11 protein-coding genes are annotated in these 14,984 nt (G+C 52.5%); 7 read left to right on the top strand and 4 right to left on the bottom strand.

The features are described from left to right. Window positions 1-39: 39 nt before the first annotated feature. A complete protein-coding gene (locus BJP35_RS15745; RefSeq protein ID WP_020884205.1) occupies window positions 40-2,220 on the top strand; it encodes a type I secretion system permease/ATPase in 2,181 nt (726 codons plus the stop codon). Further along, entirely contained in the window at window positions 2,217-3,392 is a 1,176-nt protein-coding gene (locus BJP35_RS15750) for an HlyD family type I secretion periplasmic adaptor subunit (RefSeq protein WP_014169984.1), read from the top strand. The genes BJP35_RS15745 and BJP35_RS15750 overlap by 4 nt, the downstream gene beginning before the upstream one ends. 35 nt (window positions 3,393-3,427) lie before the next feature. Here the strand turns inward: BJP35_RS15750 and BJP35_RS15755 are convergent, their stop codons facing one another. Then, complete coding sequence (locus BJP35_RS15755) at window positions 3,428-4,312, bottom strand: MarR family transcriptional regulator (RefSeq protein ID WP_014169985.1); 885 nt, start codon at window positions 4,310-4,312, stop codon at window positions 3,428-3,430. 290 nt (window positions 4,313-4,602) lie between these two features. Here BJP35_RS15755 and BJP35_RS15760 point away from each other — a divergent pair, with 290 nt between their 5' ends. Beyond that, window positions 4,603-6,066, top strand: a complete 1,464-nt coding sequence (locus BJP35_RS15760; protein WP_047744625.1) for an EAL domain-containing protein — start codon at window positions 4,603-4,605, stop codon at window positions 6,064-6,066. Between the two features lie 32 nt (window positions 6,067-6,098). On the opposite strand, the gene BJP35_RS15765 is transcribed toward BJP35_RS15760, so the two are convergent. Both BJP35_RS15765 and BJP35_RS15770 read right to left on the bottom strand, forming a co-directional pair. Further along, window positions 6,099-6,371, bottom strand: coding sequence for a YqjD family protein (locus BJP35_RS15765; RefSeq protein ID WP_014169987.1), 273 nt, complete (start codon window positions 6,369-6,371; stop codon window positions 6,099-6,101). A 119-nt stretch (window positions 6,372-6,490) separates the two neighbouring features. Beyond that, entirely contained in the window at window positions 6,491-7,159 is a 669-nt protein-coding gene (locus tag BJP35_RS15770; RefSeq protein WP_047744626.1) for an epoxyqueuosine reductase QueH, read from the bottom strand. Window positions 7,160-7,961: 802 nt separating this feature from the next. Between BJP35_RS15770 and BJP35_RS15775 the strand changes: the two genes are divergently transcribed. The 4 genes from BJP35_RS15775 (at window position 7,962) to BJP35_RS15790 (ending at window position 12,331) form a co-directional block, all read left to right on the top strand. Further along, the gene (locus BJP35_RS15775) at window positions 7,962-8,765 is read left to right on the top strand and encodes a DUF6694 family lipoprotein (protein ID WP_020884201.1); all 804 of its coding nucleotides are present in this window, start codon (window positions 7,962-7,964) and stop codon (window positions 8,763-8,765) included. Window positions 8,766-9,050: 285 nt separating this feature from the next. Further along, window positions 9,051-9,326 (top strand): metal/formaldehyde-sensitive transcriptional repressor, encoded by a 276-nt coding sequence (locus BJP35_RS15780; protein WP_014169989.1) that lies wholly within the window; start codon window positions 9,051-9,053, stop codon window positions 9,324-9,326. Window positions 9,327-9,359: 33 nt separating this feature from the next. After that, window positions 9,360-10,478 (top strand): S-(hydroxymethyl)glutathione dehydrogenase/class III alcohol dehydrogenase, encoded by a 1,119-nt coding sequence (locus tag BJP35_RS15785; protein ID WP_014169990.1) that lies wholly within the window; start codon window positions 9,360-9,362, stop codon window positions 10,476-10,478. Window positions 10,479-10,639: 161 nt separating this feature from the next. After that, on the top strand, window positions 10,640-12,331 hold the full coding sequence (locus BJP35_RS15790) for a methyl-accepting chemotaxis protein (RefSeq protein ID WP_025204238.1): 1,692 nt from the start codon (window positions 10,640-10,642) through the stop codon (window positions 12,329-12,331). Window positions 12,332-12,388: 57 nt separating this feature from the next. Here BJP35_RS15790 and BJP35_RS15795 read toward each other — a convergent pair whose 3' ends face one another. Next, the gene (locus tag BJP35_RS15795) at window positions 12,389-14,770 is read right to left on the bottom strand and encodes a glucose/quinate/shikimate family membrane-bound PQQ-dependent dehydrogenase (protein WP_047744627.1); all 2,382 of its coding nucleotides are present in this window, start codon (window positions 14,768-14,770) and stop codon (window positions 12,389-12,391) included. Window positions 14,771-14,984 lie beyond the last annotated feature (214 nt).

The following is a 14,984-nucleotide window of genomic DNA, read 5'->3' on the forward strand; positions in this document are numbered from 1 at the left end:
GTGGCTACAACGAAGAGCGATAAAAGATTTCACAACATTATGAAGACACATCCACAGTACGAACCCTGGTTGCAGGGCATGCTCATCATCGCGAAGCACTATCGGCTGGACTTCTCGGCAGAGCATGTTCGGGTCACGATTAACCATGAAAGCCAGTCTCCACGCCAGCTGGTGCTGGAAGAGATGGCACGCCAGCTTGGGTTAGGGATGCGTATGGTGGCGGCCGACGCGGTCTCCCTCGACCCGTGGCGTTTACCTCTGCTTGCGGAATTTACCGGCGGGCAAATCGCGGTCATTAACCGCATGGACAGCGAGGGCAACGTGAGCCTGCAGTTCAGCGGTGACGGCGGCCTGGAGACGACGCTGACGCGTGAGGCGCTGTGCTCACGGTTGACAGGGCTGCTGGTACTGCGCCCGCTCGAGTCCACGCCGGATGCCCGGGTGGATGATTACATCAAACCGTATGAGAAAAACTGGTTCTGGCAGCTGGCCCTGAAGGACTGGCGACGCTACAGCGATATTATGCTGGTGGCGCTGGTCGCTAACGTCCTGGCCCTTTCCGGCATGGTCTTTTCCATGCAGGTGTATGACAGGGTAGTGCCCTCGCAATCGGAAGCCACGCTGTGGGTCCTGTTTGGCGGCGTAATGATCGCCATTGTTTTCGAATTCATTATGCGCATGCTGCGCGTGCACATTTCGGATGTGGTGGGTAAACGCGCCGACCTGCGTATTTCTGAACGCGTTTTTGCACACGCGCTGCGGATTAAAAACGGGGCCCGCTCTAAGTCAACCGGGTCGTTTATTGCCCAGATCCGCGAGCTGGAGTCGGTTCGTGAACTGATCACGTCCACCACCATTGCGGCCATCTCCGATCTGCCGTTCTTCCTGCTGTTTGTGTTCATTTTGTGGATGATTGGCGGACCGCTGGTACTGGTTGTCCTGCTTGCCGTGCCGCTGCTGCTTATCCCGGGCCTGCTGGTCCAGCGCCCGCTGGGCAAACTGTCCAGCGAAGGGATGCGCGAGTCCGCCATTCGTAACGCCACGCTGGTGGAAGCGGTTCAGGGCATTGAAGACATCAAGCTGATGCGCGCTGAACAGCGCTTCCAGAATCAGTGGAATAACACCAATGATGTTGCCGCTAACGTCGGCATGAAGCAGCGCTGGCTGACCGGGCTGTTGCTGACCTGGACGCAGGAGGTGCAGTCGATTGTGTATGCCGTGGTGCTGCTGGTGGGGTGTTATCTGGTTATCAGCGGGGACATGACCACCGGTGCGCTGGTGGGGACCTCTATTCTCGCGTCCCGGACCATCGCGCCGCTGTCGCAAATTTCAGGCGTGCTCTCCCGCTGGCAGTCGGCGAAAGTGGCGCGTAAAGGACTCGACGATCTGATGCAGCGCCCGATTGACGATCCTCAGCAGGGCAAGAAGGTGCACAAAGCCCATCTGCGGGGGGATTATGCGCTGGAAGAGGTGGGGTTCTGGTACGACGATGAAGAAAAACTCACCGTTCTGAACATCAGCAAACTGCAGATTCGCGCCGGTGAGCGGGTGGCGGTGCTCGGACGCAATGGCTCCGGCAAAAGCACGCTGCTGCAGCTGCTGGCAGGGATGCAGGAGCCTCAGCAGGGCAGCATTCTGCTGGATGATATCGCGTTGAACCATCTGGACCCGGCTGACGTGCGCCGTGACATGCAGCTGCTGAGCCAGCAGGCGCGGCTGTTCTTTGGCTCCGTGCGGGACAACATTCTGATGGGCAACCCGCTGGCCACCGACGATGAGATCCATCAGGCGCTGGTGAACAGTGGTGCGCTGGAGTTTGTCCGCAAACAGAAAATGGGGCTCAACTACATTATCAACGAAGGCGGCGCGGGCCTGTCCGGCGGGCAGCGTCAGGCGTTATTACTGGCTCGCGCCCTGATCACCTCTCCGAACATTTTGTTGCTGGATGAACCTACCGCCTGGCTTGACGAGATGAGTGAGAAGCAGTTTATCCAGCACCTTAAACCGTGGTTGGGCAAGCGCCGGACGCTGGTGGTCGCGACCCATCGTCTGCCTATTCTGGAACTGGTTGACCGTATCATCGTGCTGGAAAACGGTAAGGTGATCATGGATGGCCCGCGCGACGCCATTCTTCGCCAGCACGGTATGGCGCCGCAAAAAGCCTCACAGCGTACCGTGACCATGAAACCGACACCAGTAGCAGAGGAGGGCGTAGCATGACTGATTTCTCTCGCGTCAACAGCCGCCTGAAGGAGCCACGCTTGCCGCGGTCAACCTGGGTCGCCTGGTCGCTGTTCGCCCTGCTGGCGGTATTTATCACCTGGGCAAGCCTGTTCAGCCTTGATGAGGTCACCACCGGTAGCGGCAAGGTGATCCCCTCTTCGCACGAGCAGGTGATCCAGTCCCTTGAGGGGGGCATTATTCACAGTTTGCTGGTGCGTGAAGGCGACATCGTTGAGCGTGGTCAGCAGCTGGCACAGCTTGACCGGACGAAAACCGAATCAAGCGTGCTGGAGAGTGAATCGCGCCTGAATGCCGCGCTGGCAACCGCCTCGCGTCTGAAGGCCGAAGTGAACGACACGGCACTGGCTTTTCCGGCAGAGTTGGATGATGACGTTGAACTGGTCAAACAGGAAACGGCGCTGTATCAGTCTCGTCGCGAAAGTCTTGAGAAAGGGCTGGCAGGGTTACGGCAGGGGGCCGAACTGGTGCAGCGTGAGCTGTCGCTGACCCGTCCGCTGGTGACGCAGGGGGCAGCCAGTAAGGTGGAGGTGTTACGTCTTGAGCGTCAAAAAAATGAGCTTGAGAACAAAATCACCGAGATGAAAAACCAGTATTACGTTCGCGCCCGTGAAGAGCTGGCGAAAGCGAATGCGGAGATTGAAGCGCAACGTTCGGTGATGAAAGGGCGTGAAGATTCGCTGACGAGACTGACCTTCAATGCGCCGGTGCGCGGGATCGTTAAGGATATCGACGTGACAACCGTGGGAGGGGTGATTCCGCCAAACGGCAAACTGATGAGCCTGGTTCCGCTTGATGACCAGATGGTGATTGAAGCGAAAATCTCGCCGCGCGATGTCGCCTTTATTCATCCGGGACAAAAAGCGCTGGTGAAAGTGACCGCCTATGACTACTCCATTTACGGTGGGCTGGAGGGCGAGGTGACCATGATTTCGCCGGATACGCTTCAGGATGAGGTGAAAAGGGATGTGTATTACTATCGGGTCTATATCCGCACTGACAGTAACCATCTGACCAATAGACAAGGCAAAGCCTTCCCGGTGTTTCCGGGGATGATTGCGACCGTTGATATTAAAACAGGCAGTAAAACGATTCTGGATTATCTGTTGAAACCGCTTAATAAGGCGAAAGAGGCACTGCGGGAACGGTAAGCAAAGGGCGTTCGGGAAACCGAACGCCAGAAACATTATACCGTCGACGTTACGTTAACAACGTGGCGTCGTTCTTTAGGAACGACGTTGATATAGTGAGTCACATAGGCGAAGTATAATCCGGCATAGTTTTCGACCAGTTCTATAAACGCCGGGTAAATCGACATCTGGCCATCACCCTGATCTTTAAGATAACCCGCCTCTTGCGCCGATTTAATAATACGGTTGACGTGGATCCGTGAAACAAAAAATTCTTTAGCCAGTAAGTTGGCTGAATAAGGTATTACTGCACCATGTGCGGTTTTATTTTTTATGGCCTGCAGGTAAAGATATAACATTATCATCCGCCCTCCGTCTTTATCAATAAACAATCCCACTTCAGGCAAAACCTTCCTGAACGTTAATCCCCTGAAAAGGTATTCCGCTGCGCGACGGAAAAAGTTATTTCGCAGGATGTCGTTATCCAGCAGATTAACGTTGATATTAAACTTTGGGAAAAGAATACTTACCGGCAAAAATGCGCCGGACATGTAGCGTTTAAGTTCATTAAGTCCCTTTTCAGTCGGTGCGATTCTCGTTTTGCGTCTGTCTTCACTGCAGCGCCAGGTCTTGATGCGCCCGGTGGTTCTGAGCAAGGTGATGATCGCAATCACACTGTTGGGGCTGGCAATTTTATAACGGGAGCATAATTCTTTAATTTCTGATACTGACTCAGCCTGATTTCCAAAGATAAAACAACACATGGAAAGAATAATGTTGAACCGTGATTCCTGAAGCATCGTTTTGTAGAACAAAGGTTGTTTTTTGTAGATGGCGTCATTAATGGTGTAGTGCTCTGTTATTGCCTCACTGAATCGCGGATTGTTTTTAATGACATCCCTTCGATGTAGCAAGGCCCTGGATGAGATATGATTATCCATAGCGTTTGTCTCTTATATGAATGAGCCGATAGATGAAGTATCCAGTCTTCTTTCGGATTTTTCATTATACCTTGAGATTGACATATTTACCGTTATTATTTGATGCGAATTTTATATTTATACTGCATATGGATACAGGCGGTGATTAACACAAAGATGTTCTCGTTAGTCACGTTGATAACGGTTTCTTAACCTGATGGTGTACTGTAAAATTATTATCAACAACAGGGTTTTTTATATTTTGTTACATTCACAAATGGGATATGTGTTTTTGTGCCCAGGAGCAGGTTATGACCCAAAATATTTCTTTCAGAAATGCTGCTTTTTATGAGCAAAAATTTGTCATCTCAACCTGCCATTTCACATTTCAGGGGTACAGTCTGTTACTCAAACAGTACGGTATAGACGCTTCGCACGTTCGTTTTGAGGGGGATGAACCTTCCCGGCAGGATCTGGAAAATATCCTTAGCAGTCAAAACGCTCAAATCTCGGTGTTTCTCGGAAAAGGTGTGGTCTCTCTGCTGGAGAGCCTGAAGCGACTCGCTTGCGTGCTAAATAAACTTCCTGTTATTCGAAAGGTAACCCTGTACGGGGAAATGCCGGATGGCTGGCTGTATCGAACGCTGGGGAATCTGTTAAATAATACTTTCCAGCTTTCATTGATTCGTATAGCCAGCGTGTCTGATGTGATGACCTGTTTTCGTATGCATAATGACGTATTTAAGGATAACTCACGTTCATTGCGTGACCAAAACTGGGGGGTGTCTTATCAGGAAAACGTAAAAGGTTTAACCGAAAGAGAGGTAAGCGTTTTATTAAATTTTTATCGCGGAATGTCAGTAAAAGAACAGTGTGAAAAAATGGGGCTGTCTAATAAAACGGTTTATACCCATCGTAAGGAAGGGGTGAAAAAATTACACCAGATCCGACGCTGGCTGAAAGATCCGCATGCCTTAAGAATGGAAGGAAGCACGGAACGGTTAACGCAAAAAGAAAGCCTCTCTGCCAAAGAGACGGCGGTTTATAATGCATTGCTAAAAAGAGAGATATTCCCTGCGTATCAGATTATAACCGATCGTTATAAGAAGGGTGTGGGGTTTGAGATACTCATTCGCTGGAATAATAATGGTAAAATTATCAAGCCAGTTAATTTTCTTACTGATATTTCAAGCCAGGAGATATGGCTAAAAATTACTGCGCTAGTGATACATGCTGCGGTGTCAGGCATTAATAAATATAACGGTAAATATTATTTTTCCGTCAATATCCCCCCGCGACTTGCCTCGGGTAATGCACTTCCGGACATGGCCAAAAAGGCTGTGGCGATGCTGCTCAATCCACAGTGGGCCGACAAACTGGTCTTTGAATTTGCGGAAGATATTGATGTGACCAAGGATAGGACGATCCCAGAAACCATGCGGCGTTTACGCAATACCGGGTGCCGGCTGTTTCTCGATGACTGCTTTTCCAACCATCAAACCATGTTCCCGGTAAGGCAGGTGCATTTTGATGGATTAAAGCTTGACCGGGATATCGTCGAGCATTTTGTGGCGAATGACAACGATTATAATCTTATTAAAGCGATACAGATATACAGCGATATGACCGGCACGGATTGTATTGCTGAAGGGGTGGATAGCGAAGAGAAGTTTGAGAAGTTAGTCGCCCTTGGGGTTAAAAGTTTTCAGGGCTATTATCTTTCGCGGGCGGTAAAAGAAGACGAATTAGATCGCATGGTCAGATTGTTTAGCTAAAGCGCAAAAATAAAGCCCCGAAGGGCCTTTATTTATTTTCGACCCAGTAACAGGCCGAGAACAATACCTACCGCCCCCGCAGCAATTAAACCCGTCAGGGGATTGTTTCTCACCGCTTCAGTGACATCGGAAACGGCGTCGCTGGCCTGTGCGGCATATTTCTTGGCAGCACCTTTAACCTGATGCTTAGGGGAGTCAACGAAATCGCCAAACTGCTGCTGGGCTGAGCCTGCCAGTTCATCGAGTTTATTTTTCGCTTTGTCTTCTGCAAACTGTGTATTTTTATCAGTATTGAAATCAGTCATTTTTGCCTCCTTGTGTTGATAGTATAAGGATAGCCTCTCTTTTGCGTTTTAAGGGACGCAGGGCGGAATTTGGCACAAAATCCTCCTGTTTTCGGATATATCTCTATGCCACAAACCCTTTATTTCTCATTCTCATCCTGACCGTAATACAGTTTCCCAATCCGGATAAGCGGGCGGCCCTGAGATTTGCGGTGCAGGTTACTGTCCCTGAGCGAATACACGCACCCGCAATATTCCTGCTGGTAAAACTGTTCTCGCTTGCTTATCTCAATCATGCGTGAGGAACCGCCCTGTTTGCGCCAGTTGTAGTCCCAGTAGACCATCCCCGGATAGCGCGCTGCCGCACGCTGGCCGCAGTCATTTATCTGCTGCATATTCTTCCAGCGGGAGATCCCTAATGAACTACTGATGACGCGAAAACCATTTTCTGCCGCATACAACGCCGTGCGTTCGAAACGCATATCGAAGCACATGGTGCAGCGGATGCCGCGCTCGGGTTCCCATTCCATGCCCTTAGCGCGTTCAAACCAGTTATCGGTGTCGTAATCGACATCGACAAACGGCACGCCGTGTTTTTCCGCAAAGCGAATATTCTCCTCCTTACGGATGAGGTATTCCTTTTGTGGATGAATATTTGGGTTATAGAAAAATATGGTGTAATCAATTCCCGACGCCTGGATGGCCTCCATCACTTCTCCCGAGCAGGGGGCGCAGCAGGAGTGCAGCAGCAGTTTGTCGGCACCGTCTGGCAGGGTAAGTTGAGGGCGGATAAAGGGGGTTGTACTCATCGTATCAACTCTATGTGAGTGAAATTTATTGAATTGTAGTCCCGTAATCGAAGAAAGTGAACGTTCAGGGCAAACCCCGGCGAACATAAACATCCACGTTTCTTATCTATGGCTCCGATCACGTCACCTCGTATTCCCCTGATCCTGCGACGACTCGCAGCAATCATGCATTGACCGAAGGAATAAATTCGACATAATTTATTTCTGTGGTGAATCCTCTCTCAAGAGAGGGCGTTTCGGACTACTGCTGTCCGCAGGTATGCTCGCGTCTTTGCTTATCTGGGAAGAGTCACTGGAATGCACCCGACACCACGATTCTTTCTTTAATTTTTTATCCCATTGGAAGGGTATAGAGTGCACAAGTTTAATTCCTCTCTTCTTGCGATTTTTTTGCTGACAGGTTGTAGTTCCGATCTGGTTCTCAGCCCACCTCAAAAACCTGAATACAAGGCTATGCCAGAGATAACCCAGTCTGTGACGCCATCCCAACAGCGTGCGATCATGGCTGGCGAGAGGCCTGATTGGTCAGAAAGGACGCCAGTCGGCACCATGAAACGATATTGATAAATACCTAACGACCAGGGCTGCCATTCGGTGGCCTTTTTTATTGTGATGAATGAGCGGGATGTGATGGCCGCAGCCAAAACGCAGAAGGCATGGTGAAAACGACCCTGCGCCTGGCGTTGATAATCACCAGACGTGTGGAATGCAACTGAATCAAGTTAATGTTCTATATGCTTATTTTATCAATGCACCAATTCCTGATAAGATTGTTCCTAATTTTTACTGATGGAATAGGGACATGAAAAAAATTGTTGGCGTGATATTACTTTCCTGCTTACTTGCCGGTTGCGATAAACCTAAAATTGACTCATCAACTGATGATGCAATGAAATCGTCTATAGCTAAAGTCAGAGAGTCACTTCCGGAGAATAAGCGGGAGGAGTTTGATAGCGCTCTGCAAGTTGTGGCATTCAGTAACATCAACATGGCTGATCTCATGCATGCTTCATCAGACAATGACAAAGAAGACCTCAGCAAAAAGATGCGTGAACCCCTGTCGGGAAAGACTGCTGAGGAAGTCATTTCTTATGCTCAGAAAGTAACAGCAGAGCGAGAGCTTAAGCAGAAAGAACAGGCAATTCAGGAAATTAAAACGCTAGAAAAGAAAAAAGCTGACTCAGATATGGCTAAAGAGGAGCTGAAGAAAATCCAGGTTTTATCAGCCAGATTTACCAGGGAGCCTGAGGCAGACGGTGAGCCACAACCCGTAATTAGACTGGTTGTAAAAAACAAGAGTGAAAACGTTATTTCCAGAGCCTACCTGCATGGAGTGATAGCAAGCAGCGGACACTCAGATCCCTGGTTGGAAAGTAAGTTCTTTTACGATATTCCTGACGGGCTTAAACCGAATGAAGAAGCTACATGGGCTCTGGCTCCGCCTAAAAATTCTGAATGGGGTCAACTTTATGCCCCAAGCGACGCTGTTTTCACTGTGACAGTCATGAGAGTAGACGGTACTGATAAGCGGGCGTTGTTTGATGCAACAATGTTTACAGAGGAAGACGGTAACAAGCTTGATGAACTGAAGAAAAAATACCCGTGATTTTTAGCTAAAAAAATGACCCGCTTAGGCGGGTTTTTTTACGTCCGGAGGAAACGTGGCGACAGATATATTAACCTGGTGAACCCAGATACGGGCAGAAAGGGAAGTTTAGCCATACAATTTTTGGTCATGGTTATGAGCAAATCGCAGGAGATGAATTAACCCTGAGCAGCAATTCTGGCTGATGACCCTCTCAGCTAACTTCACGATAACCACGTAAAAGCTAATGTTTACATAAACCTGTTTTAAAATATACAATACCCCCCTATAGTATCAGGAGGGCGTATGCCGCATTCACCCGCAGATAAAAAACGTATTCTGACGCGCGTCCGCCGCATTCGAGGGCAGGTTGATGCTCTTGAGCGTGCACTGGAATCGGGCGACCCCTGTCTGGCCATCCTGCAGCAAATTGCCGCCGTGCGCGGTGCTGCGAATGGGCTGATGGGCGAAATGGTTGAAATTCACCTCAAAGATGAGCTGGTGACCGGGGAGACAACGCCGGACCAGCGGGCCGTTCGCATGGCAGAAGTCGGCCATTTGCTGCGCTCTTATCTAAAATAAACCCACAGACCTCACAATAAGGGAAGAGACATTATGAAATCTCGCGCTGCTGTCGCATTTGGCCCCGGCCAGCCGCTCAAAATCGTTGAAATCGACGTGGCTCCGCCGAAGAAAGGCGAAGTCCTGATCAAAATTACCCATACCGGCGTGTGCCATACCGATGCGTTTACCCTTTCGGGTGACGATCCTGAAGGCGTGTTCCCGGCGGTACTCGGCCACGAAGGCGGCGGGATTGTGGTGGAAGTCGGCGAGGGTGTGACCAGCCTGAAGCCGGGTGACCATGTGATCCCGCTGTACACGGCAGAATGTGGTGAGTGTAAGTTCTGTAAATCCGGCAAAACTAACCTCTGCCAGGCGGTTCGCGCTACTCAGGGTAAAGGTCTGATGCCAGACGGTACCACTCGCTTCTCCTATAACGGTGAGCCGATCTATCACTACATGGGCACCAGTACCTTCAGCGAATACACCGTGTGCGCGGAAATTTCGCTGGCGAAAGTGAACCCACAGGCGCCGCTGGATAAAGTTTGCCTGCTGGGCTGCGGCGTAACCACCGGGATTGGCGCGGTGCATAACACCGCAAAAGTGAAAGAGGGCGACACCGTTGCGGTGTTCGGTCTCGGCGGTATCGGTCTGGCGGTTATCCAGGGGGCGGTGCAGGCGAAGGCGGGTCGTATTATCGCTGTCGATACTAACCCGGAGAAATTCACACTGGCAGGCGAAATGGGTGCCACTGATTTCGTGAACCCGAAAGACTACGATAAGCCGGTTCAGGATGTGATCGTTGAGATGACCGATGGCGGCGTTGACTTCAGCTTCGAATGTATCGGTAACGTTAACGTGATGCGTTCCGCGCTTGAATGCTGCCACAAAGGCTGGGGTGAGAGCATCATCATTGGCGTTGCCGGTGCGGGCCAGGAGATCAAAACCCGTCCATTCCAGCTGGTGACCGGCCGTGTGTGGCGTGGTTCAGCGTTTGGCGGCGTGAAAGGGCGCACCCAGCTTCCGGGCATGGTGGAAGATGCAATGGTCGGGAAAATTCAGCTCGACCCGTTCATTACCCATCGCCTGCCGCTGGAGCAAATCAACGATGCGTTCGATTTGATGCACGAAGGTAAGTCCATCCGTACCGTGATTCACTTCGGCGACAAGTAACTCTTCTGCCAGCGGTTTTTTTGCCGCTGGCGTTTCCTGCATAATCTTCTCTAAAGTGTGACCTGCCTTGCGCTTTTAGCCGTAAGCTAATCTCCAGCCGTGCCGATGACTATTTTACAGGCGTGTTTTTACGCATCTTACCTACAAGAGAGTCGACGGTCATGGACAACACAACAACGATGCAGGCGCAGCGCACGCTGAGCTTTTTGCATCATATCAGGCTGGTTCCGCTGTTTTCCTCCATTCTCGGTGGCATTATTTTGCTGTTCGCCTTGAGCTCAGGTCTGGCGGGCTATTTCCTGCTGCAGGCAGACGCCGATCAGCAGGATGTCACATCAGAAATTCAGGTGCGTATGGGGCTGTCGAACAGTTCTAACCATCTTCGCACCGCGCGTATCAATATGATCCACGCTGGCGCGGCCAGCCGTATCGCCGAGATGGATGCAATGAAGCAGAACATCAGCGAGGCGGAAAAACGTATTAAGCAGTCTCAGGATGGCTTTAATGCGTACATGAACCGCCCCGTTCGTACGGCGGAGGATGAAGCGCTGGATGCCGAACTGAAAACACGCTTTGACGCCTATATCGCGGGCCTTCAGCCGATGGTTAAATTTGCCAAAAACGGCATGTTTGAAGCGATCATTAACCATGAAAACGAATCCGCGCGCCCGCTGGATGACGCCTATAACGCCGTCCTGCTGAAGGCGATTAAGATCCGTACCGACCGGGCCAATGCCCTGACGGCGCAGGCGCACAGCCGCACGCAGCTGGGCCTGATGTTTATGGTCGGGGCGTTTGCCCTGGCGCTGGTGTTGACCGCGCTGACCTTTATCGTGCTGCGCCGCACGGTCATCAATCCGCTTCAGCGTGCTGCCACGCGAATCGAGAACATTGCGAAAGGCGACCTGACGATGCCGGATGATGTCGCCGGGCGCAGCGAAATTGGCCGGCTGACGCGCGACCTGCAAACCATGCAGCACTCGCTGGAGACCACGGTTGGCACCGTACGCCAGGGGGCGGAAGAGATCTATCGCGGAACCAGTGAAATCTCGGCTGGCAACACCGATCTCTCATCCCGTACCGAACAGCAGGCGGCCGCCATTGAGCAGACTGCCGCAAGTATGGAACAGCTGACCGCGACGGTGAAACAAAATGCCGATAACGCGCACCATGCCAGCAAGCTGGCGGAAGATGCCTCCGGTAAAGCCAGCCGTGGCGGCCAGATGGTCTCCGGCGTGGTGAAAACGATGAGCAATATCTCCACCAGTTCGAAGAAGATCTCTGAGATTACTGCCGTAATTAACAGCATTGCGTTCCAGACCAATATCCTGGCGCTCAATGCGGCAGTAGAAGCAGCGCGTGCGGGTGAACAAGGACGCGGCTTTGCGGTGGTGGCGAGCGAAGTGCGTACCCTGGCGAGCCGAAGTGCAAATGCCGCGAAAGAGATTGAAAGCCTGATCAACGAGTCGGTTTCCCTGATCGATCAGGGTTCCGGTGAAGTGGTCGCCGCAGGCAACACCATGAACGACATCGTCGATGCGGTGAAACGCGTCACCGATATTATGCTGGAAATTGCCGCCGCCTCCGACGAACAGAGCCGCGGTATCGAGCAGGTCAGCCAGGCGATTTCGGAGATGGACAAAGTGACGCAGCAGAACGCCTCGCTGGTGGAAGAAGCCTCTGCGGCTGCGGCCTCCCTGGAAGAACAGGGCGCGCGTCTGACCGAGGCAGTCGGGGCATTTCGTCTGAGTGGCGCAAAGCCTGGCCGTTCAGTCTCGTCTGCGCCAGCGGTGAAAAACGCACCTTTACGTCCTGCGCCTGCAGTGTCGGGTGATAACTGGGAAACGTTCTGAGTCGTCCGGGGTAAACGGGTGAAAAAAAAGGGACCGTCAGGTCCCTTTTTTATGGCGTTACTGCTTATCCGGCAGCGCGTAGGCAATCACGTAATCACCGCGATCCGGCGACTGACGGGCACCCCCCGCGTTGATGATGATGTACTGTTTACCGGTTTTCGGTGAAACATAAGTCATCGGTCCGGACTGACTACCGACCGGCAGACGGTCTTTCCAGATCTCTTTCCCGGTGGCGGTATCAAATGCGCGCAGGTAGAAATCCTGAGTGCCGGCAAAGAACAGCAAACCGGACTGGGTAGCGAGTGACGCGCCCAGAGTCGGCATACCGATTGGGATCGGCATATGCATGCGAATGCCAAGCGGGCCAGTATCTTCCACCGTACCGACCGGAACCTGCCACACCAGCTTGCCTGATTTCAGGTCAACGGCTGACATGGTGCCAAACGGTGGCTTCTGACACGGAATGCCCAACGGCGACAGGAAGCGTTCACGCATAGCCCCGAACGGCGTACCGTCCATAGGCACAATACCCATCTCGATGCCGCTGGCGTTTTTCGCCACGTTGGCACGCGGTACCATGTAGTTTGCCAGTCCCAGGCGCATATCGTTAACGAACATCAGGCTGTTGTTCGGGTCGATTGAGACGCTGCCCCAGTTCATCCCGCCGAGGGAGCCCGGGAACTGCAGGGAACGGTCGAGACCCGGTGGGGTGAAGACGCCCTGGTGACGCATCTCTTTAAACTGAATGCGGCACAGCAGCAGGTCGACTGGTGTCGCCCCCCACATATCCGATTCGGTCAGCGTCTGGTTGCCAATCATCGGCATGCCAACAGAGTACGGTTGGGTCGGGGAGTAACGTTCACCTTCAACGTTACCGGCCGGTACCGGGCGCTCTTCCACTTTCGCCACGGGCTTGCCGGTTTCGCGGTTGAGCATAAAGATCATGCCCTGCTTGCTGGTCTGCACCAGCACCGGCGTGGTGCCACCTTTACCGTCGGGTAAATCGTACAGCAGCGGCTGGGAAGGGAGATCAAAGTCCCACAGGTCGTGGTGGGTGGTCTGGAAATGCCAGCGCACCTGACCGGTGGCGGCGTCCACCGCCACGATGGAGGAGCTGTACTTGTCATCCAGCGCCGTACGCTCACCCGCCCAGAAATCTGGCGTGGCGTTGCCGGTTGGCAGATAGATCAGGTTCAGTTTTGCATCGTAAGACATGGCAGACCAGACGTTCGGCGTGCCGCGTGTATAGGTCTGTCCTTCCGGTGGAAGGCCGGTCAGTTGCGGATTACCCGGATCCCATGCCCATGCCAGCTTACCGGTATGAACGTCATATGCACGCACGACGCCCGGCGGTTCGCCAGTGGAGAAGTTATCCGCGATACGACCGCCGACCACCACCACATTCCCCGCGACCAGTGGCGTGGAGGTCTGCTGATAGTAACCCGGTTTGATTTCCCCCATCCCGATGCTCAGGTCAACGGTGCCACGATCGCCAAAGTCTTCACAGACCTTGCCGTTATCTGCATTGATGGCTATCAGTCGCGCATCGGTGGTCGGCAGGAACAGACGACGAGGGCATGCCGCAGGCTGTGCATCTGCCTGTGACGTTGTCACGCTGCTGTGATCTTCAAAATAGCCCAGACCGCGGCAACGCTGCCAGTTCGGTGCCGAGGCTTTCGCGTCGTAACGCCATTTTTCTTTACCGGAGTCGACGTCCAGCGCCAGGACTTTACTGTACGGCGTACAGACATACAGCGTGTCGCCAATTTGCAATGGTGTGTTCTGATCTTCCGCACCGGAGCCGTTGCTCTGAGGAATATCCCCCGTGTGGGCAACCCAGGCCACCTTCAGATCGTTCACGTTTTGTTTGTTAATTTGATCGAGGGCGGCGAAGCGGTCACCGTGGGTGGTATTGCCCCAGTGCGCCCAGTTTTTCTGCTCCTGACCCGGTGCGACCAGTTTTACCGGTACCGGCTCATTCGCCGCCACCAGCGTTTGCGGCTTGAACATCCAGCCGAGGCTCACCAGCATCACGACCGCCAGAACGGCCGCGACGCCAAACGCCGGTGCTTTGTTCGGGGCGTTGTGGTTTGCTGCGCGCATAAACGGCCAGACGATGGCACAGAGGAAGGCCAGCACGGCAAACGTAAAGAGGCGCGAGAAGAGCGGCCAGAAATCCCATCCGGCATCGCTGACGGCCCAGAACAGCGAGGCGATAAACGCGATGCCATAGAGGACGATCCCGCTGGCGCGGTTGATGAAAATCAGGACGGCGGCAATCACCATCGCCACGCCCATGATCAGGAAGTACCCACTTCCGCCTACGGTAACAAGCTTTAAACCTAAGCCGCCAACAGCCAGACCGATGAGCGTCATCAGTCCGGCAAGGAGCCACTGCAGGATACGGGGTATCCCACGTGGCGCGCTGCCAAATGCCATTTCTGTCTCCTTTAAATCCCCCGCGTTGCGGAACGGTGCCGAATATGTACCAATTGGGTAATAATCGCGGAGGGGGATGAGGTTTTATACGGTTTATCCGCATCATGTGCGGTTGAATTCCTGTTTAACAAATAGCATGCGAACCATTTGGTGAATTCGCGGCTATGATAAAACTGTTAAATTGTTTTACGCAATTGTTAATGGATGATTTCGC

Origin of the sequence: Enterobacter sp. J49 (assembly GCF_002148625.1) — a bacterium.
Taxonomy (GTDB): Bacteria; Pseudomonadota; Gammaproteobacteria; order Enterobacterales; family Enterobacteriaceae; genus Enterobacter; species Enterobacter ludwigii.